This window comes from Priestia endophytica DSM 13796, from assembly GCF_900115845.1.
GTDB classification, from domain to species: domain Bacteria; phylum Bacillota; class Bacilli; order Bacillales; family Bacillaceae_H; genus Bacillus_I; species Bacillus_I endophytica.
In genome coordinates this window covers 196944-222054 of record NZ_FOXX01000008.1, presented here as the reverse complement: position 1 = coordinate 222054, position 25111 = coordinate 196944, and the positions used below count along the sequence as shown (strand labels likewise).

Here is a 25111-nt window from a genome sequence, read left to right as displayed (position 1 = left end):
AGATACCAACCTTTTTTAAAAAAGGTAAGTCTTTAAGAAATCAGATCAATTAGGAGGAATTTATGATGGCAAAATTCAATGGAGTTTATGTGGCACTTGTTACCCCTTTTACGAAAGATTATCAGGTAGATTATGTTAGATTAACAGAGTTATGTAATTGGTTAATTGAACAAGGAGTAGACGGGCTCGTTCCAGGGGGATCTTTAGGAGAATATGCTACTCTTACAGCTGAAGAGAGAGCAAAATTAGTAGAAACTGTCATCAAAGCGGCTAATGGTCGAGTGCCTGTTTTAGTTGGTTCAGGAGCGCCGTCAACTGCTCAGTCTGTAAAATGGGTACAACATGCGAAAGAACATGGTGCAGCAGGTATTATGGCTTTACCTCCAATTAACTATAAACCTCTAGAGAATGAAATTATTGAACACTACAAAGCATTATCCGAAGTTGGGCTTCCAATCGTTGCATATAACAATCCAAAAGATTATCCTACGGATTTAACTCCTGACTTACTAGCTGAAATTTCGAAGTTCGAAAATGTAGTTGGTGTCAAAGAATTTTCAGGTGATGTACGTCGTATGCAAGAAATCTTAGAAAAAACTGATCTTGAAGTAATGGTTGGAGTAGATGATCTTGCTCTTGAAGGAGCTTTAGTTGGAGCTACGGGCTGGATTTCCGGTGTTCCAAATGCCTTACCAAAAGAAGGTGTGGAATTATTTCATCTAGGAAGAGAAGGGAAAGTAAAGGAAGCACTTAAGCTGTATAAGCACCTTTTACCTCTTTTTCGTTATGATGCTAGTCCTCAACTAGTTCAATCTATTAAATACATGATGGAACTAGCTGGTAAACCAGTGGGACCTACACGTCCACCACGTTTACCATTAAGCAAAGAACAATACCAAAAAATAGAAGAGGCTTTCCATTATTCTAAGCAATTAACTGTTTGATTTTTTAAAAACATAAAATCTATCTGAATGGGTACAGTCGTCTTTAATAGTTTGTACCCATTCTCTATTTTTCAAGAAAGGGTGTTAGGATGACTGTAAGTACAACAGTAAAAACATATTTAAATCATATAAATGGTGAATGGGTAAGTAGCTTAAATGAACAAGTAGAAGCAAGCATCAATCCTGCTAATAAAAACGAAATTGTAGGTTATATTCAAAAATCAATAAAAGAGGATTTAGAAAACGCCACTAAAGCAGCTCATGGAGCTAAAAAGTCTTGGAGGAAAATGGGGCAGGCAGAAAGAGGTCAATTTTTATTTAAAGTAGCAAACATTCTTGAGGAAAACTTGAATGAGATTGCTGAAACGATGACAAAGGAAATGGGGAAAACGCTTCCCGAAGCAAAGGGAGAAACAGCTAGAGGAGTTGCGATCCTTCGGTACTATGCTGGTGAAGGTATGAGGAAAGATGGAGACGTTATCCCTTCTTCTGATAAGGATGCTCTTATGTTTACAAGACGGACTCCACTTGGTGTTGTTGGCATTATTACCCCTTGGAACTTCCCGGTTGCTATTCCAATTTGGAAGATTGCCCCTGCTCTCGTGTATGGAAATACAGTCGTATTTAAGCCAGCAACCGAAGCAGCGGTGACGGCTGCGAAAGTAGTAGAATGTTTTGATAGAGCAGGGCTTCCAAAGGGGGTAGTGAACTTTGTTACAGGTTCTGGATCTGTAATAGGTCAGCAGTTGATTGACCATCCACTTTTAGACGCTATCACATTTACAGGTTCTGAAAATGTTGGTAAGAGAGTTGCAAAATCTGCATCATCACGTGGTGTTAAATTCCAGCTAGAGATGGGAGGGAAAAACCCAGTCATCGTGACAAAAGATGCCGATTTTGATGCAGCAGTTGAAGCAGTAATCAGTGGCGGTTTTCGTTCAACTGGTCAAAAATGTACAGCCTCAAGTCGTGTTATTGTAGAAAATCAGGTTTACGATTCATTTGTAGAAAAACTCGTTCAGGAAACAAAGAAAATCACTGTAGGAGACGGCCTTAAAGAAGGAATTTGGATGGGACCATGCGCTAGTGAAAGCCAATTTAATACCGTGAAAAAATATATCGAACTGGGAAAAGAGGAAGGTGCCACTCTCATCACTGGTGGGGAGACATTGACTGGTGAAGAATTTGACAAAGGTTTTTATATAACACCTGCTATTTTCGGGAATGTACAACAAACAATGAAAATTGCTCAAGAAGAAATTTTTGGACCCGTTATTGCCCTTCTTCGAGCAACTAATTTAGAAGAGGCCATTGAAATTGCCAACAATACAAGGTATGGATTAAGTGCTTCCATTTTCACATCTAATATTAGTTCTTTACTTAAATTCATTGATGATATTGACGCTGGTCTAGTTCGAATCAATGCGGAAAGCGCAGGGGTAGAACTTCAAGCACCATTTGGGGGAATGAAAGCATCTAGTACTGGATCGCGGGAACAAGGAGAAGCAGCGAAAGAATTCTATACTGCTATTAAGACTGTATTTATTAAAGGATAAATATAGCTGTTAGTTCTGGTCCAAAGATAATTTATAAAAAATAAGAACATGAATTTACCACCAAATTATAGATTGGGGTATGATACAAAACAGTGTATCACCGAATTCTTTTTGATTTTAGGTAAAGGCGAAATAAGTCCTTGCGTTGAGCCCGAAAGTAGGGTGGTACTATAAAAGGATCTTCAAACGAAGATCCTTTTGTGATACTTGTTAAATGTCTTCCCGTCTTATATCGAACTTTCGATTATATGCCGGGAGGTGACTAGATATTAGACGACTTCATTATTACTATTAAACTCTCTTTTCTTAAGAGTAAGCATAAAGGCTAAAGATAGACAATATAGTGCTGCTAAGTAGGTCATAGCTACTGTCATATCGTAGCTTTGCAAAATATATCCAACGAGAATTGGTGATAATCCTCCGATTGCTCTACCAAAATTAAAAATTGTGTTCGTGGCCGTACTACGAATATGAACTGGATAATAACTGCTTATTAATGCTCCGTACCCAGCGAACATTCCATTTGAAAAGAAACCTACGATTGCCCCGCCAATTAACACTCCTGCACCACCTTCAGCGTACGAATATAAGAATACAGCCGAGGCTGAAGCTAAAAGAAAAACTCCAAAAGCACGTTTTGCACCAAATCGATCCATGAATCGTCCAAAGGTCAGCATTCCTATAATCATTCCAACAGCTGTACTAATAGTCCAGAGCGCTGAGCCTGAAACAGATAAACCTTGGGATTGTTGAAGCATAGATGGTAGCCAAATCATCAATCCGTTATAACCTGCAATTTGAACTGTTGCCATAACAACTAAAGTAATCGTTGTTATGGCTGTTCTAGGAGTGTCAAATAACTGAAGTAAATTGACTTTTTTTGGATTTCCGACAACTTTTTCTTTCTTCATTGCTGCCATCCATTCTGGAGATTCGCTTAAATTCTTTCGCACAATAAAGGCAAAAATAACAGGAAGCACTCCAACGATAAACAAGGCTCTCCACCCTAAGGTAGGAAGAATGATTGCACTAAGTAAGGCTGCAAGAATAACACCAAATTGAGCACCTACACTTACATAAGAGGAAGCTCTCCCTTGTTTATTCTTAGGCCAAGCCTCTGCAACGAGAGCCATACCAATTCCATATTCTCCTCCAGCTCCAAGTCCGGCAATAAATCTAAATAAATAAACTTGTTCAATATTTGCTGCTAATCCCGTTAAGGCTGTTCCTATTGCAAATAAGATAATCGTATAGGTGAAAATTCGCACCCTGCCAAATCTATCTGCCAAAATTCCAAAAATAATTCCACCAATAAGCATGCCAATATTTGTGATTGAAGAAATAAATCCTCCTGTTGCTAAATCAATGTTAAAATCCGCTACAATCATTGACATGGCAAAAGAGATAAACATGATGTCCATGCCTTCTAATGTTAAACCTGCTACAGATGCCACAACTGTTTTGTTACGATAATTCAAATTAATCCACCCTCCAGTAATATTCTTTGAAGTAAAAACTCTTTTTGTTTTGAAGGAATGGATTAGAAAACCGATTACAGCATCTTATCCATTCTCTTTTGAAGTCTCACAGAACTTCGTTTAAAAGAGGTTTTGAAAATTTTGTATTAAATGGAAACAAAAATAAATGCCCTTCTGTCAAAAGAGGACAAAAGGGCATGGATATGTTAATAAACAAATATTACTAGATTATCAATCCATCCTTTTCGGCCTCACTGGACCGTATTAAAGGAAATATCATATTGATATTTATACTAGCATGTTAAAAAACAAGTTTCAATATAAAGTTTTGAGTAACTATTATTAAATAGTATTCTGTCTAGTTGATTTATCCTCCAATCTTTCTAAATATTATGGTGGTGATAAAAATATTTAGAAAGAAGGAAAGCTAGAAGATCAGACGAAGTTCCTTTGGTATAACGGATATTTCCAATGTATCTTTATGGAAAAATGTAACTTATTTTAAATTTAAAGAATTTCAAAATAAATGCATTTCTTCTAAACATAAACCGTCCGAAGCGGTGTCTGTCTCCTTCAGAAATGCTTTTAATATACGTTCAAATCTTAAATAATAGTGGATACTCATTAATTATAGTAATAAATAATGAGTTTCTTGTGTCGGTATATATCTACCCTTTATACATAAATAAACAAGGCCAGCTAAAAAGCTGGCCTTGTTGTTCATCCTAACAGTTTTAATCCAATTGCAGAACATAAAATCATTGAAATAAATAAAATGCGTCGCCATTCTTTTGGTTCTTTGTAGACGAACATTCCAACAAGGGTTGCGCCAACAGTGCCGATTCCTGTCCAAATCGCATAAGCGGTTCCCATTGGCAGGTCACGCATCGCTAATGAAAGCATTGTGAAGCTTAATGCAAAAGAAGCGATAAGCATGAGAAGAGATAATACATCTTTTCTAATGGTAACGCGTTTAAGTCCAAACACGCCGAGTACTTCACAAAGACCAGCGACAATTAAAAATCCCCAAGCCATTATGCATGCTCTCCTTCCTGTTTATCTTCTTTATCTGTAATTAACTTCAAGCCAATCACGCCCGCTAGTAACAGAGCAATTAATAATATTTTTGCAATCTGAAAAGGTTCTCCAAACAATAGCATATCAGATGCTACTGTTCCAGCTGTTCCTAATCCTGTGAAAACAGCATAAACCGTGCCAACCGGCAGATTGTTCGTTGCTTTTAGAATAAGCGTGAAGCTCACTATGATCGCTAGAGCCGTTAATAGCCACTCCCAAATGTTTGAAGAGTGCTTAAGACCGGTTACCCAACCAACTTCTACAATTCCTGCTCCAATGACGTATATCCAATCCCTATTCATATTTCATAAAACTCCTTTTATCTTATTGCTTTTATTTCTTTTCATCTGCAAAAACGCCCCTGCAAAAAATGGGCCATGCAGCATTCATCCGAAGCATTGCTTTTTCTTCCCATGCGAAAAGCATTTCAATTAAAATACCGTCTACAAGCGTAAGATACGCAATGGAAGCATCTTGTGGGGATGCAATAATTTCTTCTTGCGGAATTCGTTCAAAACGTTTTCTCAATAATTCTTGAAACGAATCAAGCAGTGGATTTGTTCGATCCATCACTTCTTTCATTAAAGCTTCCGGGGGAAAGAAAGAATGGCGAAGCAGAAATCCAAAGCTTGGTTCGTCTTGGTAGTTTCGAATGAGAAACAAAGGAAAAGCCTCTAATGTTTCTCGTATATTTAACCGATTGTACCGTTCGATAAAATATTGAAATGTTCTTTTTTTCACTTCGCATTCAGCGAGGGAAAAGACATTCATGAACAAATCTTCTTTACTTTTGAAATGCGCATAAATGGAAGGTTTTTTAATGTTAGCATCTTCAGCAATCATTCCTAAAGATGCACCTTCAAATCCGTATTTTGAAAAATGATGAAGAGCAGAAGTAAGAATTAAATTTTTAGAACTCAAAGAAGCTAAACTCCTTTCTTTATAAGGAAATTTCTAGTATAATACATTCGTATTGTTTAAAAACTAACGATCGTTAGTTATTATCTCAAAGGGAAAAGAAGCTGTCAATTTAAGATTTTTAAAATGTGTCACTAGCAGCTTTTACAAAGCAGAGATAAGAAAGGGGTATGATGAATGAAAAATAATGAAAACTGGAGAAACAACAATAACAATGATATGAGTATAGAGAGAAATATAAGTTAAAATCGAAAAGAGAAGTCTACGACAAATCTTCTTTCTGCGTTTCTTATGGATAGTGAAGAGCCGATTCATACGAGAAGTTTATCTCCGCACTTCTTAAAGAAGGCTATGGTTTGCTTAAAATAATATAAAAGGAAGGTTTGAGAGAAGATATAGAGAGATTCGCTTTTATGAAAGAATAGGGTTCTTTATTGTAGGAAACGATGAGTCTAGATTAGTTTTTTACTTGCTAAATGATTTTATGATAAGAAAAGCTCGTTAATCTTGACTAATATTTGGAATAGAAAGTGAAAATCATCTTATCTTTTAAATGTTTATAGCTTTATTAAAATAAAGGAGAAACACCATGGAAAAACAGAACGTAACATTATTTATCCTATTAGCAAATCTATTTATAGCTTTTTTAGGCATTGGACTTGTAATTCCTGTAACACCTACTATCATGAATGAACTTCATTTATCTGGAACAATTGTGGGGTATATGGTAGCTGCCTTTGCACTTACACAGCTCGTTGTGTCACCAATTTCAGGTCGCTGGGTTGATAAGTTCGGACGTAAAAAAATGATTATTATTGGGTTGATTATTTTTAGTCTTTCAGAATTTTTATTTGGAATAGGGCAGCATGTTGAAGTATTATTTGTTTCCCGCATGCTCGGTGGAGTAAGCGCTGCTTTTATTATGCCCGGAGTTACAGCTTTCATTGCGGATATTACAACTTTAAATACTCGAGCTAAAGCGCTTGGCTATATGTCAGCTTCTATTTCGACAGGATTTATTGTTGGTCCAGGAGTTGGGGGATTTTTAGCTGAAATTGGTACGCGGTTGCCATTCTTTTTCGCCGCAGGCCTTGCATTAGTTGCTACTGTCTTTTCTCTTGTTGCTTTACGTGAACCCCAGCGGAACCCTGAAAATGAAGAAGTAAAAATCGTAAAAGGGCAAGGTCGCTTAAAACGCATTTTTGTGCCTATGTATTTTATCGCATTTTTAATTCTTTTCATTTCTTCATTTGGACTATCTGCGTTTGAATCATTTTTCTCTCTTTTCGCAGACCATAAATTTGCTTTTACACCAAAAGATATCGCAATTATGATTACAGGTGGAGCTATTCTTGGTGTTATTGTGCAAGTGGCATTGTTTGAGCGTTTAACAAAATGGTTTGGTGAAATTGGCGTTGTGCGCTACAGCCTCATTTTTTCAACGATCATTGTTTTCTTGCTTACAATTGTGAATTCTTACTATATGGTTCTGCTTGTCACGATGGTAACGTTTGTTGGATTTGATTTAATCCGACCTGCTTTAACAACGTATCTTTCGCGTATTGCAGGGAATGAGCAAGGATTTGTTGGAGGAATGAACTCCATGTTCACAAGTCTTGGCAATGTATTCGGTCCTATTGTTGGAGGTATTTTGTTTGATATTAATCTAAATTATCCATTTTACTTTGCTGCTCTCTTCTCAGCGGTCGGGGTAGCCATTACTTTTGCTTGGAAGCATCCTCATCAGCGTGAAGAAAAAGAGCTTTCTTCACAGACGTAAAGAAAAACATAGTATATGCTTTCTAAGCGTATTTATAATTGAGATTACAAGAAGAAAATGAAACACTGATAGGGAATTCAGGTTTTCATTTTCTTTTTTTTATAAGGGGGGATGAGTGAGAATATGAATGAGCTAAGAAAGAAAGCTGAAGAACTAAAAGAAAGTTTGATTCAATGGAGAAGATATATTCACCAACACCCAGAGCTTGGATTTGAAGAAGAGAAAACATCGCAGTTTATCCAAGAAAGATTAAAAGAAATGAATATTCCTTTTAACATCGTTGCTAAGACAGGAATTGTAGCTTTAATTAAAGGGGAAAGTGATGGACCAACGCTAGCATTAAGAGCAGATATAGATGCTCTTCCTATTAAGGATGAAAAAGAAACTTCTTATGCGTCTAAAATTCAAGGAAAAGGGCATCTTTGTGGTCATGACGCTCATACAACAATGCTCCTTTGTGCAGCAAAGCTGTTAAGTGAAAATAAAGTGAAAAAAGGAAATGTTAAGCTCTTGTTTCAGCCTGCTGAAGAAACCGGAAAAGGAGCAAAAAGGCTTATTGAATATGGCGTTCTTCAAAATCCAAAAGTTGATGCTATTGTTGGATTGCACGTTAATCCAATGATAGAAACAGGACATGTAACATGTTCTAAAAAAGAAGTATGTGCAGCATCCGACTTTTTTAATATTGAAATAAAAGGTAGAGGTGGACATGCTGCACACCCCCACCTCTCTAAAGATCCCATCCCGATGGCAGCTAACGTTATTTCATCTCTTCAACAAATTGTGAGCAGACAAACGGATCCGCTCACTTCTACTGTTTTAACGATTGGTCAAATTCATGGAGGATATGCAGACAACGCTATTGCTTCCTCTGTGAGTCTTGGTGGAACTGTTAGAACATTAGATGAAGATGTAAGAAAGTCAATGAAAGAAAAGATGGAAAATGTCATATCAGGTGTTACTTCATCATTAGGTGGAGAGTACAAGTTTCACTATCACTACGAAACTCCTGTTTTAACTAACGATACATCTTTAATTCCTACCTTAGAAGAAACGGTTAAGATGATACTTGGCGAACATTCCTTTTCAATTGTTAATCCTTCAATGGGTGGAGAAGACTTTGCTTTTTATACGAGAGAAGTACCTGGCTTATTTTTTAGATTAGGTGTGCGAAATGAGAACAAAGGAATTGTGTCCCCCCTTCATCATCCATTGTTTGATATTGATGAAGAATCTCTTCCGTATGGAGGAGCATTGCTTGCTCAGTACGCTTTAAACTACTTGGAATGAAAAATAGAATAGTAAATAGAAAGATAGTAAGAGTTGATTATCTCTACTATCTTTTTTTATTAAAAGAAAAATAGATAGCGAACGTATGTTTGATTTTTATTTCTTCTTTATATATAATGGAGAAAAGTATGAAAAAAGGAGAAATTTAGTTACATAATAAACAGGAAAAGAGGAACAAATGTGGGTGAGATAGACTTCAATCGACTAACGCACTGTATGTCTTTGCTATCATCAGAGAAAGAAACAGAGATAGTAGCAACAGACTTATATGATATTTTAGAAAGTGCTCCTAAAATACAGGATTTAATTCTTCAGATAGTGAGTAATAACATAACGAAAGAAAAAATGATAGACCTTCTAATTGAGTTAGAAACAGAACTTGATCATTTTAACTGGCATTATGAAAGTTTTAAAAAAGAGTTGAAAAATATTGAAGAATTAGATTAGTAGGAAGAAATATCTTACTTTTCCATTAAAGATAATGAGAAAAAACCGTGTTATATCAAGAGTAGTGAATCTTGGACTCATTATTTGAGAGCTAAGAATTTTTTTAAATCGTTTACGTAAAAGAGCATTCTAACAGGTGTAGAAGCTCTTTTTTGTTTGGGTGTATAGTTAAAATGCCTTTCTTGTAGGGAACATAGAAGGGAAAAATAACTTTGTGTTAATATATGGATATATCAACGCATAGAACATGTAAAGGGAGAGAAATACATCTGTGTTATATAGCCCCAAATGGAGCAAAGCTAAAAAACATTTATTAAGTTTTCTTTGCGATTCTCTTTGTAAGAGAGTGGATTTTCATATTATCAACTACCGAAAAGCACATGATGGATTAGGAAGAGTGGTCATTACGGTTGATCATAAAGAGGTTTTTAGTATGTGTACAATCAAGACAGAAAGTCAGCTTTATCTTAGAGAGTGGGAACACAGAAAAAAAGAACAGCAATATGATTTTGAGAATGAAGAGGAAACAGAGTGCATTTGGAAGAAAGTATATAAAACGCTTGAAAAAGATGCTATTTATGCTTAATATGACTTCTTTTCCGCTCTTGAAGAGTATTTTAGTTTGACTATAGAAATAGCTCTCGTCTCCTCTAATTCTATTGTGAAGATTTTATGTATGATGGATCGGCGTTTAGGAAAGAGAACATTATTAAGAATTGAGGAATCTATATTAGAAGAACATAGTATAATCAAGTATTTTTACCAATTAAGATGTGAAGCGGAAGGAATTCAGAGTAAGTTAAAGGTCTGATGAGAAAAAAGGGATGGATATATATAAGTAAATAGGGGATTCAATAGTAAAAGAGCTATCAAAAGCACAAAAAATAGAGGACTTTTTTGTGCTTTTAATCTACTACACATCTTTTTGAATCACAAAATAATAGAACAGAGAAAGAGAAAAGATAATAAATAAAGCAACAAAAATAATCATAAAATATTCACCTTCTTATGATGTGACATCTCTTTTTTAACGATAGGTGGATAATTGAAGAAAATCATTTTAAGCTTTCGATATTCAAAAAGAAGAAGAGAAACGCTCATAAAGGTAAGAAGAGAGCTAATGAAAAGGGCTGGGATATTAAAACAGTAATCTAGAATGGTAATATTCACTGTAATAGGTAAGTAAATAATATTTCCTAAAGTTGCAGTTCTTGGAATGAGCAATAATAAGGCTGCTGTAATTTCTCCACCTGCAATAAATAAATTATAAATGTCAGAGTAGCCGAAAAAATGCCAAGCGAGTTGCATAGCGGAATCCTTTGTGGAATCAAAAACAAAGTCACCTGTCGAGAATTGGCCAGGATAAATCTTAGCTCCTCCGTAAATAAAAAAAGCTAATGCTAAAACGTAACGAAATGTAGTAATCGTGCTCATTTTTAACTTGTATAAAAAAACGGTTTTATTCACTCATTTTCCTTCTTTCTCGATTGTTTATTCGTTAAGATCAATGAATCGACTCTTGATTTCTTTTGTGGGAATCATACAAGAAGTTTGTTTTCCAAATAACAGATAGCGATATTTAGCACCAAATTGATACAATCTATCTCTAAGCGGTTTTGGAACCATCTTAAATAAAGAGAGAATTCTCACAGGCCCACTAAGATGTGAAACAATGTGCAAAATAGCTGTTGATTCGGTATATAACGTATCTCCATCAATAAGAACAATAGAATGCAAATCTTTCCTATATTCATGGTGATTCAATATAGAAGATCCAGTATTAGATTGAAGAGAAGCAAATTTAAATACACCTTTTGGATCTCTTTTAATCACAAACTGTACAAAGCTATTGCACATATTGCATACTCCATCAAAAAGAACAATGATATCGTGGTTATCCTTCATTTCTATCACCTCATTAATCTACTGAAAATTTCACTATTTTGATTATAAAATATAGATAATAACAATACATCTTACAATTTTGTAAGAAAAATACAAAGGGAGGGGAATAGTGTGGGAAGAAAAATCCGGTTTGAACAAAATGAACTTATTTTAGAGCTAACAGGATTAACAAGCTATTTTTGTTTAAAAAGAAAAGTACGAATGCCTTATCACATGATTAACAGCGTTTTAGTTGACTATTATGAACCACCTCAAATCATGCTAAGAATGCCTGGTACATCTGTTCCTGGAACGAGTATTCGCGAGGGAAGCTTTAAATATCGAGATGAGTGGTACTTCTTATCGTACGAAAGAAGAGAACCGCTTGTTATGATTGAGCTCATAGGCCATAAAAAATACAGATATGTGATCTTTCAAATGGAAGATCCTACAGAAACGGCGTACAATATTCGCACACGTTTAAGAGAATGGGAGATAGAAAGAGAAGAAAAGGGTAAGTAAGAATATGTTACAATGAAAGTTAACATATTTGGAAGGTATTGGTATATATAGTTTTTATTATAGGCGCAATTTTTATTGCTCTTAGTTTATTTATGTTTTTTATAATAAGTGTACTATCTGGAATAGGAAAAGCAACGGATAGTTTCTGCATCAATGCTTCGAGCTTTTTTCAACTAGATTATGTGATGTGTCCGTTTATTTCTGCATTTATTGGGATTATTGTAGTTTCCTTTCATTTTACGAATCACAAGGAGAACAGCAAGTAAACGAAAGTTTCTACTGTGAACGTTATAGAAAGGTGTAGAGGATTTTAGGATAAGAAATGAGGAAAACAAAGTGGGATTTTGGTACATGTTAATATTTGCGAGGAGGCCCGCTTTTTTAGTTTAGAAGAGCAGTAAAATTAAAGCATAAGAACAATAGGAGAGGTAAGTACGACTGCTATTAGCCATAAAAAGCTTCTGTTTATAAAACAGAAGCTTTTTATCTTACATTATCCTAATTTATATGAAGCTAACGCTTTCTGAATGCTAGAAACAACAGACATATCGTTGAAATTAATTCCAATTTGAACAGCGGTCTGGGCGATTTCTGGTCTGATGCCTGAAAGCGTACATTTAACACCAACTAAATTTAGCGCTTTAATAAGCTGGAAGATTTGGTGAGCCACCATTGTATCAATGATAAGTACGCCAGATAGATCAATAAGAAGATGTTTGACACCTTGGGAAGAGCACTCCTGCAGCGTATTTTCTAGGACCCTTTTTGCACGTTCTGTATCAATATCTCCAACAAGAGGAAGCAACGCTAAATCTTCGCTAAGGGAGATGATAGGGGAACTTAATTCATAAATCATTTCTTTTTGAGCAGTTAAACGTTTCTCCGCATGAATGTAGCTTTGATTTGTAAAAGCAGTTACAACATAGTTGAAGTTTTCGATAATTGTTCGATTCCAGCGATTAATGGTTTTTAATGAGTATGTTTCTTCGCTCGATTCTACAAACTCTTCAATAAGGTCTAAGTACTGTTCTTCTGTATTAAAAAACTCGCGAAGAATATGATGAATTGGCGTATTCAAATGCTCTTCATCTCTTGAAACAGCACAAATCCATTCATTAAATGAAGCTAGAAATTCCGAATGTGTTGATGATTCATCAAACATTTTACAAAAACGTAAATGAAATTCGTAATTTTGCTTTTTAACGGTTTCAATTACTTCTGGATCGTCTGAAACATATACACCACCTGCTTCTGATTTATCAATCGACTCATACCATTGTTCAGTTAATAGTCGAGTGCGTTCCAATAGAAAATGATATAATTTGTTGTTTCTATGCATGAACTTTATCTCCTCGTAAGTAAAATATGTCTTTTAATAGCTATATCGGATAGTTATGTTTATTAAAGGAATTCAGTAAAACTATAAATTATTATATATAGTTTTAGTAAACCTCACAACAAGGAAATAAGCTTTAACTCTCCAGAAATAAAAGTGGAAAATTTCGTAAACGATGTAGAAAGAAGGATTATCCTCCACTATATAAGAGTAAGGGACTCTCTTAATCTCTTACATACTTTAAAGGAAGAAGCTCACTTATCTTTGTTTTTACCATTTCCTGATGGGCCTCTAAAATGACGTAGCAGTCTGAGGCGTAATCATAAATAAGCTCTCTACACATTCCACAAGGGCTTACGTATGTAAAAAAATACAAAAAACATTGGAAGGTTCTAAGCAAAAATAGTACCTTCTAGCAGATCAACGAAGGGATTGACATACGAGAAGAAATTGTTTTATAATTACCTCGAATTAAAGATATTATACAGATGAATAAAAATTCGAATGGGAAGAAAGCTATACAGACTATATCAATAAACTTTTTAAGGATTTAAATCTTGAATTCGAGATAAAAAGGATATAAATACGTAAATAACTTATAAAGGAGAGAAATGCTATGACGAAAGCAACAGAAGGGATTCATCATATTACAGCAATTGTTGGTCATCCTCAAGAAAATGTAGATTTCTATGCAGGTGTACTAGGATTACGTTTAGTTAAACAAACGGTAAATTTTGATGATCCAGGAACATATCATCTTTACTTTGGAGATGAAGGTGGGAAACCTGGAAGTATTATTACCTTCTTTCCATGGACAGGGGCACGTCAAGGAACGGTTGGAGATGGTCAAGTTGGGGTAACTTCATATGTTGTGCCAAAAGGAGCGCTATCTTTTTGGGAAGAGCGGCTAGCAAAGTTTAATATTCCAGTTACCAAAATAGAGCGTTTTGGAGAACAGTCTTTACAGTTTGATGACCCACATGGCTTGCACCTGGAGATTGTGGAAAGAGAAGAAGGCGAGAAAAATACGTGGGAGTTTGGAGAAGTTCACAAGGATGTGGCAATCAAAGGATTTGGAGGAGCAACACTTTTATCAGCTCGTCCAAAAGAGACAGTAAACTTATTAAAAAATGTAATGGGTCTTATAAGAGTAGGAGAAGAAGGAGACTTTGTTCGCCTTAAATCTTCTGGAGAGATTGGTAATGTTATTGATGTGAAGTTAACGTCTGTTGGACGGGGACAAATGGGAGTTGGCACTGTTCATCATATTGCATGGCGTGCTAAAGATGAGGAGGATCAGCTTCAGTGGCAAAAATATGTGGCAAAAAACGGGTATCAAGTGACACCTGTTCAAGACCGAAACTACTTTAATGCCGTCTACTTTAGAGAACATGGGGGAATTTTATTCGAAATGGCTACAGATCCTCCGGGGTTTGCTCATGACGAATCATATGAAACAATGGGGAGTGCTCTTATGCTGCCAGAGCAGTATGAAATTCACCGCGATAAAATAGAAAATGTTTTGCTTCCATTCCAAGTAAGAAAACTAGACTGAAAAGTGAGAGGAGGATACGTATGAAATATATTTTTCACAAAGGAAAAGATGCTTCAAAGCCAACTTTACTGTTACTTCACGGAACAGGAGGAAATGAAACTTCTCTTCTTGCACTAGCAGAAGAAATTGATAAAGACGCGTCAATGTTAAGCGTGCGTGGAAACGTTCTTGAAAACGGAATGCCCAGGTTTTTTAGACGTTTAAGAGAAGGCGTATTTGATGAAGAAGATCTTATTTTTCGAACAAAAGAACTTTATGAATTTCTTGATGAAGCAGCCAAAGAGCACGGATTTGACCGAGATAACGTAATTGCGATTGGCTACTCAAACGGAGCCAACATTGCGGCGAGTTTGCTTTTTCATTATGAGGATGCTTTAAAAGGCGCGATTTTGCATCATCCAATGGTGCCACGAAGAGGAATAAAGCTACCGAACCTAACACACACACGTGTCTTCATTGGAGCAGGAGAAAATGACCCAATGTGTACAGCTGAAGAATCAAAAGAACTTTATGATCTGTTAGAAAAAGCGGGTGCTAATGTTCACATTTCTTGGTCACAGCAAGGACATCAGCTCACTCTTCAAGAAGTGAGAGAAGCTGCAAAGTGGTATGAAGAAAGTTAATGGTTTTACCTATGAGAAAACACCTTCAGTTTGAGGGTGTTTTTTTGATGTGAAAATGGAGTTTGGGGAATTTGTTTCAAAATGAAACACTTTTCATACATTTTATAAAAATAAAAACGATAACTGTTGATTGTTTATACGTAGAGAAATATAATATTAAATAAAGTTTATTTAATATTCTGTTTATTAAGTTGTTGAATAAGGGGGAAATGGGGGAGCCCACTCAGATGCTCCATATGTTAGCAAACTCATTGATGTTTTCGAAAAGAATAAATAGGTTGGAACAGAAAGAACGTATTTTATTCACAAAGCAATCTATAAATAATATAGATTGCTTTTAAAGTGGCAGGAAAGCTTGTTACATTGTTTTAAATAATGATATTAAAGGTGAATAAAATGACATTTTTCACAGTTGTATTACCGGTGTTTAGCATATTTCTTATTGGATTTATCGGAGAGAAAAAGATTGGCTTTGATACGAGAACGATTTCAACAATGACACTATATTTAATGTCTCCAGTATTAGTTTTTAGAACTTTTTATACCATAGAGTTTAACTTAGACTATTTATATTTGACGGTATACACGTTTGCTCTTTGTTTTGTACTAATCCTCATCGTGTATATAGTGGCTTTTGTTCAAAAATATTCAAGGGCCGGAACATGTGGAATGATATTAGCGTCTTCTTTTATGAATAACGGAAATTACGGAACTCCAGTAGCGCTTCTACTTTTTGGAACGGCTGGTTTTGACTTTGCTATTATTTTAATGGTCATTCAGCAGCTTGTGATGTGTACAGTTGGGGTATATTATGCTGCAAAGGGCGGAGAAGAGGGAGATGGAATAAAGTTCGCAATTCGCTCGGTAAGACGCATGCCAACTGTGTATGGAGCAATTACAGGAGTGCTTTTTCAAATTTGTCATATTCCAATAGGTGACGCTCTTACAAAAACGGTTGATTTAGTTGCTGATGCAACCATTCCTACTGTTATGATCATTTTAGGTATGCAGCTCGCTAAAATCTCGCTTCGGAGCATCCAAAAAAGCAAAGTTACTCTTTCTATTCTTATTAAACTTTGTGTTTCTCCATGTATCTCCTATATATTTACCCTTTTCTTACCCATTGATGAGATGATGAAACAAATTATCATCATCATGGCAGCAATGCCAACAGCTGCTAACACGACAATGTATGCTGTACAGTTTAATACAGATCCTGATTTTGTTTCAAGCGCAACGCTTATAAGTACGCTGTTAAGTTTAGTTACTCTTCCGCTTATTTTTGCTATTGTTCTCTAAATTCCTAGTTGTTTGTTTGCACTGTGCATGAAGTGAATGGGCCTCTCCTATAAGAAGCGTCTTAAAGCTCCTGAAACATACGTAAAGAATACATAAAAAAGATGCTTCTCTGATGAAGCATCTTTTTTATATAGGGAAGAAAGTTTATGAGCGGTTCTACGTATTCTTTACCTTTTTCTTTGGACGAAAAGAGTTCAACTCCCTCAATGTTTGAGCCTTCTTTAAACATAACATCCTCCAATTTGTAAGGGGCTATCTTCTGATTAAAAATAATAAGAGAATGGCAACTATACTAAGAAGATTAACGAAGGCATTAAGTGATTCATTTTCGCCAAAAACGTTAAAGAGAAAGCCGATAAAAGTAATAAAGAGAACGAGAATAGGAGAGAGAGGTGCACGGTTTCTTTTTTGCATTTTTCCTTCCTCCAAGAGTAAAGATAGGATATCTTTCTTTTCATTGTTCTTTACCACTTAGCCAATCTTTTGTAACTTCTGCAAATTTTTGGCCTGCTGGTGATAGATTGTAGCGAGTTGCAAGGCCAATGGAACGATAGCTATTTACTTCAAGGGGAATTGCACGCAGCTGTTTTGGGATGGAATCAAGTACCAATTCGGGAAGAATGCTTATCCCCAAATGATGACTAATCATAGACATAATAGCGGTTTCTTCCATAAGTTCGAATCGAATATTTGGTTGAACATTATATGCTTCAAACAGTCGTTTTACATCATGAGAGCCACCATATGAGGGCATGATAAAGTCGACTTTTTCAAGGTCTTCAAATGTTACAACAGGTTTATTGTATAGCTCACTTTGATTAGAAACAATACATAGTAAAGGGTCATTTTTTAACGGAATAATGTCAAACTGATTTGATTGAGTAATATTGACAAATCCACAGTCAATTTCTCCGCTTAATAGCCACTGCTCAATTTCGAAATAATCTCCTTCTCTCAACTCAATATGAATAGCAGGATACTTTGCTTCCATGATCTTAAGAATATCAGGAAGCCATTTCATGGATACACTTGTAAATATCCCAATTTTAATGGTTCCTTTTGAAAGTCCATTAAGACTAGCGGCTTCTTGATATACTTTTTCATTGTAGTGCAATACTTTTCGAATAGTGAAGAGAAGGTGCTCACCTGCATTTGTTAGCGTAACGCCCGTTTTATTACGGTTGATAAGAGTAAGTTCAAACTCTTTTTCTAGACTTGTGATGGCGTGACTAACCGCAGACTGTGTCAATTGTAGTGAATCAGCTGCTTTAGTGAAACTTCCAACTTCTGCAATTTTGCTGAAAATCTCAAATTTAACTAGACTCATATGGTTCTCCTCCTTCATGAATTTTGTTCATGTTATAAATTATAAAGATTCATTTTATTAATATCAAACACTCTTGTATACTATTGTTACACATTCATTGAAAGGAAAAGAGGGAGAGGGTAATGAGCTATAGAATGAGAGCCAATCTAATGATGGTTGGAGTTAACGTATTTTGGGGACTTTCCTATGTTTTGATGAAAATGGGGCTAGATTCTCTTGAATCGTTTAACATTATTGCGCTTCGATGCTTACTCGCATTTGTGATTGCAGGAGGCTTTTTTTATCGAAGACTATTAAAAGCGAAACTAAGCACGGTGTTGTTTTCGTTTTTACTTGGCATGATGCTATTTCTCGTTTTTTCTTCCGTTACATTTGGAGTAGGAATGACCTCGGCATCTAGCGCAGGTTTTCTCGTCAGCCTTACGGTTATATTTGTTCCTATTCTTCACTGTCTAATAATTAGAAAACTGCCGTCTCTGCCCAATTCTCTCGGCGTTTTATTTTCTTTAACAGGGATTGGCATTTTAACGTTAAAAGGCTCATTAAGCATTAATACAGGGGATGCTTTATGTATAGGCACAGCACTATGCTATGCTGTTCATATTCTCTTAACAGGAAAATTAACAAAAGGAGAAGATTCCATAACACTTGGTGTGCTTCAGCTCGGATTTGCAGGAGGAATCGCTCTTCTGTTCAGTCTAATTTTTGAAGATCCTTCACTTCCTTCAACAGGAGAGAGCTGGATCGCTATTTTAGGACTGGGGATATTTTGTAGTGCAGTAGGATTTATTTGTCAAGCAGTAGCACAGCGTTATACAACGCCAACGCATACGAGTTTGATTTTTGCGACTGAGCCTATTTTTGCAGCGTTGTTCGCTGTTCTTTTCTTAAAGGAAGTATTCACACTAAGAGATGCTGCAGGCGCATTTATTATCATATGCGGCATTTTAATTGCTCAAATGAACAGTCTTTCTTTTAATAAAAAGGGTGGGGTTTATAGAAGAAGATTGCGCAAGCGAGAATCTAGTCTATAGAGTACAAAGAATTTCAGCAGAAGACCGCGATTAATGGGTTAAAGACATTTGGCTTAGGACTCACTCCTATTATGATGGAATAAAAAAGCTCTTATCCTTTATTGGGTAGAGCTTTTTTGAATGAAACATGACAAGGATTTATCAGTGGCTAACTCGCTGTAATGTGCCATACGTTTTTATTTAAAAAGGAGAGATAAACAAAACTCACAGCTTCTAGAATATACTTTCGGATTTTTAAATTTTCTGATTTAATATTTATAAAGGAGGAGAAAATAATGAAATACTACGTTGTAGACGCATTCGCTGAAAAAGTATTTGAAGGAAATCCTGCTGGAGTTTGTATTATGGAAAAGTGGATTTCTGATGAGCGTATGCAAAATATTGCGAGCGAAAATAATCTTTCTGAAACATCGTTTGCTGTAAAAGAAGAAAAAGGATATAAACTAAGATGGTTTACACCAGGAGGAGAAATTGATCTTTGTGGACATGCAACATTAGCAACAGCATATGTGATTACAAATTTTTATGAACAAGACGTAACGAAGGTTACCTTCCATACAATGAGTGGAGAATTAACGGTTCTCAGAAAAGGAGAGCACTATGAAATGGATTTTCCAAGTCGTATGCCAAAACCGGTTGAATTAACAGAAGAAATGATAGAAGCGCTCGGCATGAGACCTCTCTATGCTTTCTTAGATCGAGATTTGATGTTTGTACTAGAAAGCGAAGAAGACATCCAACGTGCAACCCCAGATTTTGCAAAGCTAAAAGAATTAAAGGAAGGAGTAGGAGTGTTGCTTACAGCTCAAAGTCAACGTTATGATTTTGTCTCAAGAACTTTCTTTCCTAAATTAAAGGTAGATGAAGATCCTGTATGTGGTTCAGCACATTGTAACTTCATTCCATACTGGGCAAAACGTCTTCATAAGACTGAAATGAAAGCAAGGCAGCTTTCAAAACGGGGGGGTACATTATACTGTAAACTTGAAGGAGATAGAGTATGTATTAGCGGTTCGGCTGTTTTATATTCAGAAGCGACGCTTCATATTTAAATAAATGTGGCTAACGAACATTTTAGAGAATGATATAATAAATAGATTGATAATAAAAAATATTGGGTACAATCAAAAAGATAGGAAGGGAAAAATATATGTCAATTGAAAAAGTAAAGTCTTATTTTGCGAACTACGGTATGGAGAACAAAATAATTCAGCTCAAAGAATCAAGTGCAACAGTAGAACTAGCAGCACAAGCACTCGGATGTGAGCCAGAGAGAATTGCTAAAACTCTTTCTTTCCGAGCTGAAGAAGAAGTCGTATTAATTGTAGCCGCTGGAGATGCTAAAATCGACAACCGAAAATACCGCGAAGAGTTTGGAACAAAAGCAAAAATGTTGAGCGCAAATGAAGTTGAACCTCTTACAGGGCATATGATCGGCGGAGTATGTCCATTTGCTGTAAATGAGGGGGTTTCCATCTATTTAGATCAGTCACTTCAACGTTTTCAAACTGTATTTCCTGCGTGCGGGAGCAGAAACAGTGCAATTGAGCTAATGATAGAACAATTAGAAGAGCATTCAAAATATATAAAATGGATAGATGTTTGTAAAGGATGGGAGAATTAAAGAGAAAAGCTATATTATGGTACATATATAAAGAGCCTTATCCATTTGGATAAGGCTCTTATCATCAATATACTTTTTGTAGTTCGAAAATTCGTTCAGACGGTTGATTTGAAGCATTTACAACTAAGACAAGACCAAGTCCTTGAACATAGTAATAGTAAATGCCATCATAGTCTTTAATTTCAATTGTATTTTTAAATGTACCAGCAGGTGTTGTGATTGTTTTGTTCATAGAAGTTACAACATAGTTTGTAACAGGGTCACCCTCGTAAAGTTGATATGTCCATTTTGTATTTTGCTTTAATGGATATGGGATAGTAAGGAGAATCTCAGAATTTTGAATTCCAAAATCTAATCCTTTGTTATTTTCACGATATGAATAATACTCTTTTCCTTCACTTCCGCTTGCTGTCCATTTCTCTCCAAATTCATCTTTTCCCCCATATTTCCAAGTTTCTGTATAATTGTCACTTGGATATTTATAGACAAATGTTTTATGAGGATTTAATTTCAATCCAGCTGTTACAAACCGGTTAGCACCATTGTCTTTAAAAGAAGGTTGGAGTGTACGAGCTAAAAAGACCGAAAAATGCTGACGTGAAAGAGATTGATAAGGTTTAAATGTATTATCAGCATAACCAGTTGTAATGTTATTGTATGCTAGAGCATTAACATACGTATAAAAGTCGTTTGAATTGGGAACATCGGAAAACTCGCTAAGTGTTGAACCTTTAACATTGTACGACAGACTTAGTATTTTTGCCATTTGACCCCTTGTGAGCGTATTCCACGGATTAAAATATTTCTTTCCAGTATGAGGATCTGTTTTTCCAGAGATAATGCCAAGTTCTACAGCCTTTGCAATTTCTTCATACCCATAGTCGCCTTTTTTTACATCTGCAAAACCTGGATCCTTGGCATTGAAATCTTTTATTCCTTTTGCTCGAAGAAGCATTTGTACGGCTTGAAGTCTCTTGATTGATGCTTCAGGCTTGAATGTTCCATCTTCATATCCTTTAATAATATTTTTATTAGCAAGGAAAAGAATCTCTTTCTTATAAAGAGTCACATCTTTAAAGGTAGTGCTAGCTTCTGCACGCTGAAAAGGCAAGGCTGCTGTAATAAGAAGACTTAAAACTAGAAATAGACGAACGCACTTTTTCACTACTATCCCTCCTGGTATATTCTTGTAATGTTACATTTACGTTACTAATATATTACAATATTATTTATCGGTCAATTATAAATATTCAGAATATAAGAAGAGGTTAAAAGATAAAGGAGATTTCTTTCCTTTATCATAGAGAAGGATAAACACAGTAAAAAGAGGACTTTAAAGTTCTCTTTTTATTATTTTTTAGTTTTTCAAACTTCGAGGATAAAGATTTGCCTCAATGTTCGTTTCCTGATGCTTTGTGTATTTTATAATAAGTTCTCCAACAATGAGATTAGGCACCCAAGCAAGCCAAGCGATAATAGCGTAACTAACTTCAAAGTTCTCTAGTCCAAATAACACCATAAACAAGGGCAACCAAAGTCTTAACGTGACCGCTGCAAAAGTTAAGGAGTAGTTTCTAATCATCCAATATTGATGTGCAGAAATGTTTCTTTGCCGAATCATTCTTAACGCTTTGTATGCAGACTGTAACCATAGCAAAGCTAGGAAGCCAAAACCTAGCTTTGCTATAAGACCTCCTGTTGCGTAAAAAGCTAGATACAAACCTGAAAGGCCGCCAAATAATATCCCAACCATATATACTTTTCCAAATTGTCGATGACGTTTCAGATTTTTTTCTCGAAATGTTTTTGACAATGTAAAAGGACCAATGATTAAAGAAACAAGGCTAGTTTTAATATGGATAAATAACATCATGTACCATAATGGACTTAGTTTATCGAGAAATAGTAGCTTCATCTGCACTAAACCAGCTTGAGTTCCGTCCATAATAAAATATTGAACAATAATATAGCAGGCTACAGCAAAAATAAACGTATTGAAGATCACCCATCCGCTTTTCTTCATTTTATGTCACCTACCTCTAGTGAATTTCATTTAAAAACCAATTATACCATTTAATTCATTTTTAAGAGTCTTTAGACCCGAGAATATAATACATATGGTGAGAAAAAGCGTGTTTTTCTCATTCTAAGCATTTAAGAACTTTATAGTAGGTAAAAAGGGTATAATATGCTAGTAGAGGTAGACAATAGGAAAGCTTTCTTGCTTCTTCTGGTATTTATTAAATAAATGTGAACTTTTCATCTTATACTATAAAAAATGCAACAGAAAGGAAATCAAATGACAAACGAAAAAGAACAAAATTGGAACTTAGATAACAGTTATACAAAGCTTCCGGCTATTTATTATTCCATTATTAGCCCGAACCCTGTTTCATCACCGCAAATTGTTAAGCTGAATAAAACGTTAGCAACATCACTAGGATTAAATGTAGAAGAGCTGCAAGGGGAGGAAGGAATCGAGGTACTTGCTGGGAATGAAACTCCAGAGGGTGGTGCTTCGCTTGCTCAAGCCTATGCAGGTCATCAATTTGGCGGATTCACAATGCTTGGTGATGGGCGCGCTCTTTTAATTGGTGAACAACTAACTCCAGCTGGAGAACGATTTGATCTTCAGCTTAAAGGTTCAGGACGCACTCCGTATTCTCGCGGAGGTGACGGGAGAGCAGCACTTGGCCCAATGCTTCGGGAGTATATTATAAGTGAAGCAATGCATGCGTTAGGCATTCCAACAACGAGAAGTTTAGCGGTGATATCAACAGGAGAGAGTGTTTTTCGTGAAACAGAGCTTCCAGGCGCGATTTTAACTCGTGTTGCAGCAAGTCATCTTCGCTTCGGCACATTCCAATATGGAGCAAATTGGGGAAAAGTAGAAGACCTTAAAGAACTTGCTGATTATGCTTTAAACCGCCATTATTCTCATGTTGAAAAAGGTGAGAATCCATATCTTACTCTTCTAGAAGAAGTGATTAAACGTCATGCTTCTCTCATCGCCAAATGGCAGCTTGTTGGGTTTATTCATGGTGTGATGAATACAGATAATATGACAATTAGTGGGGAAACCATCGATTATGGGCCTTGTGCTTTTATGAACGAATATGACCCTGAAACTGTATTCAGCTCGATTGATACTCAAGGACGCTATTCATATGGAAATCAGCCTGGAATCGGAGGATGGAATCTTGCCCGCTTTGCCGAAGCCCTCCTTCCACTCCTCCATGAAGAAGAGGAAAAAGCGCTCGAGTTAGCTCAAGGGGCGATGGAAAAATACCCTGAGCTTTATCATCAAAACTGGCTTTCTGGCATGAGAGGGAAACTTGGTTTATTCCGACAAGAAAAAGACGATGAATCTCTTGTGGAGAATTTGCTTGTGATGATGCACAAATATAAAGCAGATTACACAAATACATTCCGTTTGTTAACAATAGATAAAGCTGAGGAAACGGTTCTTTATGGAAATGAAGAATTTACAGAATGGTATAAGAGATGGAAAACGCGGTTAGAAAATCAAGAAGAAGGAAAAGAAGCTGCCTTAAACTTGATGCGCCAACATAATCCGTTTGTTATTCCACGAAATCATCTTGTTGAAGAAGCATTAGAAGCAGCTGTTGAAAAGGAAGATTATACAGTGATGGATGAGCTGTTAGCCGTCCTTTCGGATCCTTTTAATTATTCTTTGGAAAAAGAAAAATATTGTTCACTGCCAGTACCGTCTAGCCGTCCATATCAGACTTATTGTGGAACGTAATGAAGGGAAATGAAAAAAGCCTTACTGTATGCACATCATACAGCAAGGTTTTTTCTCGTGCAGTTTTTCTAAGAACAGTATTATTTAAAAAGAGTGTAAAGGGTACGAAAATGTATTACTCCTTGAGAATAGGGGAAGAGAATTCTTGTTGAAATAGCTTAGTGTCCATTGTGTCATTTGATGACAGGACAATATTTGTAGATGGAGTCCCAAATTTCATTGCTTCATCAATGAAATCTTCTAGAGTATGTACAGATGCTGTACATACTTTTGCAATATAGCTAATTTGTCCTGTAACACGATAACATTCCATTACGTCTTGATGTTCCTCGCAAAATTTCGATAGTTCTTTGCACTTTGTTGTCTGAAATAAGACGAAAGCCGTAATGTTTTTCTCTAATTTTTCAACATCAACAACTGTTTTATATCCTTTTATAATACCTTGTTCTTCTAATTTTCTTACCCGCTCTGTAGTAGCAGGAGAAGATAAGTAAACTTTTTTAGCTAATTCTTTCATAGACAATCTAGCATTTAATTGAAGTTCATATAAAATTTTTTGATCAATAACATCCATTTTCTTCTCAACCTTTTTTAATTAACTATTATGAAAGATTTTCCTTACTTAGTAAAGCTATATGAAGGAAGAACTTT

The 25111-nt window shown here is 35.7% G+C and carries 25 protein-coding genes and 1 pseudogene; 14 read left to right on the top strand and 12 right to left on the bottom strand.

Translation table 11 applies throughout. The features are described from left to right. The first annotated feature begins 65 nt into the window (after positions 1-65). Together BM012_RS16180 and gucD are read left to right on the top strand one after the other, a co-directional pair. Positions 66-944 (top strand): dihydrodipicolinate synthase family protein, encoded by an 879-nt coding sequence (locus BM012_RS16180; protein WP_061805541.1) that lies wholly within the window; start codon positions 66-68, stop codon positions 942-944. 89 nt (positions 945-1033) lie between these two features. After that, positions 1034-2500, top strand: coding sequence for an alpha-ketoglutaric semialdehyde dehydrogenase GucD (gucD, locus tag BM012_RS16175; protein ID WP_061805542.1), 1467 nt, complete (start codon positions 1034-1036; stop codon positions 2498-2500). A gap of 269 nt (positions 2501-2769) precedes the next feature. Here gucD and BM012_RS16170 read toward each other — a convergent pair whose 3' ends face one another. From BM012_RS16170 to BM012_RS16155, 4 genes are all read right to left on the bottom strand, one after another. Further along, positions 2770-3978 (bottom strand): MFS transporter, encoded by a 1209-nt coding sequence (locus tag BM012_RS16170; RefSeq protein WP_061805543.1) that lies wholly within the window; start codon positions 3976-3978, stop codon positions 2770-2772. A 720-nt stretch (positions 3979-4698) separates the two neighbouring features. Beyond that, on the bottom strand, positions 4699-5013 hold the full coding sequence (locus tag BM012_RS16165; protein WP_061805544.1) for a DMT family transporter: 315 nt from the start codon (positions 5011-5013) through the stop codon (positions 4699-4701). Beyond that, on the bottom strand, positions 5013-5357 hold the full coding sequence (locus BM012_RS16160; RefSeq protein ID WP_061805545.1) for a DMT family transporter: 345 nt from the start codon (positions 5355-5357) through the stop codon (positions 5013-5015). The genes BM012_RS16165 and BM012_RS16160 overlap by 1 nt, the downstream gene beginning before the upstream one ends. A gap of 31 nt (positions 5358-5388) precedes the next feature. Further along, positions 5389-5976 carry a TetR/AcrR family transcriptional regulator gene (locus tag BM012_RS16155; RefSeq protein ID WP_061805546.1) on the bottom strand — a complete coding sequence of 196 codons (588 nt, stop codon included), beginning with the start codon at positions 5974-5976 and terminating at the stop codon, positions 5389-5391. A gap of 586 nt (positions 5977-6562) precedes the next feature. Here BM012_RS16155 and norA point away from each other — a divergent pair. From norA to BM012_RS27340, 4 genes and pseudogenes are all read left to right on the top strand, one after another. Then, the gene (gene norA / locus BM012_RS16150; RefSeq protein ID WP_061805547.1) at positions 6563-7753 is read left to right on the top strand and encodes a multidrug efflux MFS transporter NorA; all 1191 of its coding nucleotides are present in this window, start codon (positions 6563-6565) and stop codon (positions 7751-7753) included. A gap of 111 nt (positions 7754-7864) precedes the next feature. Further along, positions 7865-9043: a M20 metallopeptidase family protein gene (locus tag BM012_RS16145; protein ID WP_235606188.1), complete on the top strand. Its 1179-nt coding sequence runs from the start codon at positions 7865-7867 to the stop codon at positions 9041-9043. 180 nt (positions 9044-9223) lie between these two features. Further along, complete coding sequence (locus BM012_RS16140) at positions 9224-9490, top strand: hypothetical protein (RefSeq protein ID WP_372439964.1); 267 nt, start codon at positions 9224-9226, stop codon at positions 9488-9490. Between the two features lie 271 nt (positions 9491-9761). Beyond that, a pseudogene (locus BM012_RS27340) lies at positions 9762-10301 on the top strand (SF0329 family protein). Between the two features lie 176 nt (positions 10302-10477). Here BM012_RS27340 and BM012_RS16130 read toward each other — a convergent pair. Next, positions 10478-10957, bottom strand: a complete 480-nt coding sequence (locus tag BM012_RS16130; RefSeq protein ID WP_061805549.1) for a hypothetical protein — start codon at positions 10955-10957, stop codon at positions 10478-10480. A gap of 24 nt (positions 10958-10981) precedes the next feature. After that, positions 10982-11395, bottom strand: coding sequence for a thiol-disulfide oxidoreductase DCC family protein (locus BM012_RS16125; protein ID WP_061805550.1), 414 nt, complete (start codon positions 11393-11395; stop codon positions 10982-10984). 111 nt (positions 11396-11506) lie between these two features. Between BM012_RS16125 and BM012_RS16120 the strand changes: the two genes are divergently transcribed. After that, positions 11507-11896 carry a hypothetical protein gene (locus BM012_RS16120; protein WP_061805551.1) on the top strand — a complete coding sequence of 130 codons (390 nt, stop codon included), beginning with the start codon at positions 11507-11509 and terminating at the stop codon, positions 11894-11896. A 493-nt stretch (positions 11897-12389) separates the two neighbouring features. On the opposite strand, the gene BM012_RS16115 is transcribed toward BM012_RS16120, so the two are convergent. Continuing rightward, on the bottom strand, positions 12390-13235 hold the full coding sequence (locus tag BM012_RS16115; protein ID WP_061805552.1) for an STAS domain-containing protein: 846 nt from the start codon (positions 13233-13235) through the stop codon (positions 12390-12392). Positions 13236-13848: 613 nt separating this feature from the next. Here BM012_RS16115 and BM012_RS16110 point away from each other — a divergent pair. From BM012_RS16110 to BM012_RS16100, 3 genes are all read left to right on the top strand, one after another. Continuing rightward, positions 13849-14787 (top strand): ring-cleaving dioxygenase, encoded by a 939-nt coding sequence (locus BM012_RS16110; RefSeq protein WP_061805553.1) that lies wholly within the window; start codon positions 13849-13851, stop codon positions 14785-14787. Positions 14788-14807: 20 nt separating this feature from the next. Next, on the top strand, positions 14808-15410 hold the full coding sequence (locus BM012_RS16105; protein WP_061805554.1) for an alpha/beta hydrolase: 603 nt from the start codon (positions 14808-14810) through the stop codon (positions 15408-15410). A 396-nt stretch (positions 15411-15806) separates the two neighbouring features. Next, positions 15807-16709 (top strand): AEC family transporter, encoded by a 903-nt coding sequence (locus tag BM012_RS16100; RefSeq protein ID WP_061805555.1) that lies wholly within the window; start codon positions 15807-15809, stop codon positions 16707-16709. A 252-nt stretch (positions 16710-16961) separates the two neighbouring features. On the opposite strand, the gene BM012_RS26475 is transcribed toward BM012_RS16100, so the two are convergent. Further along, complete coding sequence (locus BM012_RS26475; RefSeq protein ID WP_161939326.1) at positions 16962-17123, bottom strand: hypothetical protein; 162 nt, start codon at positions 17121-17123, stop codon at positions 16962-16964. A gap of 40 nt (positions 17124-17163) precedes the next feature. Continuing rightward, entirely contained in the window at positions 17164-18036 is an 873-nt protein-coding gene (locus tag BM012_RS16095) for a LysR family transcriptional regulator (RefSeq protein WP_061805556.1), read from the bottom strand. A gap of 122 nt (positions 18037-18158) precedes the next feature. Between BM012_RS16095 and BM012_RS16090 the strand changes: the two genes are divergently transcribed. The 3 genes from BM012_RS16090 (at position 18159) to BM012_RS16080 (ending at position 20694) form a co-directional block, all read left to right on the top strand. Further along, positions 18159-19070 (top strand): DMT family transporter, encoded by a 912-nt coding sequence (locus tag BM012_RS16090; protein WP_061805557.1) that lies wholly within the window; start codon positions 18159-18161, stop codon positions 19068-19070. 275 nt (positions 19071-19345) lie between these two features. Continuing rightward, positions 19346-20122, top strand: coding sequence for a PhzF family phenazine biosynthesis protein (locus BM012_RS16085; protein ID WP_061805558.1), 777 nt, complete (start codon positions 19346-19348; stop codon positions 20120-20122). Between the two features lie 98 nt (positions 20123-20220). Then, entirely contained in the window at positions 20221-20694 is a 474-nt protein-coding gene (locus BM012_RS16080; protein ID WP_061805559.1) for a YbaK/EbsC family protein, read from the top strand. Between the two features lie 64 nt (positions 20695-20758). Here the strand turns inward: BM012_RS16080 and BM012_RS16075 are convergent, their stop codons facing one another. Continuing rightward, positions 20759-21859 (bottom strand): S-layer homology domain-containing protein, encoded by a 1101-nt coding sequence (locus BM012_RS16075; protein ID WP_061805560.1) that lies wholly within the window; start codon positions 21857-21859, stop codon positions 20759-20761. 192 nt (positions 21860-22051) lie between these two features. Then, the gene (locus tag BM012_RS16070; RefSeq protein WP_061805561.1) at positions 22052-22717 is read right to left on the bottom strand and encodes a DUF2306 domain-containing protein; all 666 of its coding nucleotides are present in this window, start codon (positions 22715-22717) and stop codon (positions 22052-22054) included. A 276-nt stretch (positions 22718-22993) separates the two neighbouring features. Between BM012_RS16070 and BM012_RS16065 the strand changes: the two genes are divergently transcribed. Next, entirely contained in the window at positions 22994-24460 is a 1467-nt protein-coding gene (locus tag BM012_RS16065; RefSeq protein WP_061805562.1) for a protein adenylyltransferase SelO, read from the top strand. A gap of 115 nt (positions 24461-24575) precedes the next feature. Here BM012_RS16065 and BM012_RS16060 read toward each other — a convergent pair whose 3' ends face one another. Next, positions 24576-25034, bottom strand: coding sequence for an Lrp/AsnC family transcriptional regulator (locus tag BM012_RS16060; protein WP_061805563.1), 459 nt, complete (start codon positions 25032-25034; stop codon positions 24576-24578). Between the last annotated feature and the right edge of the window lie 77 nt (positions 25035-25111).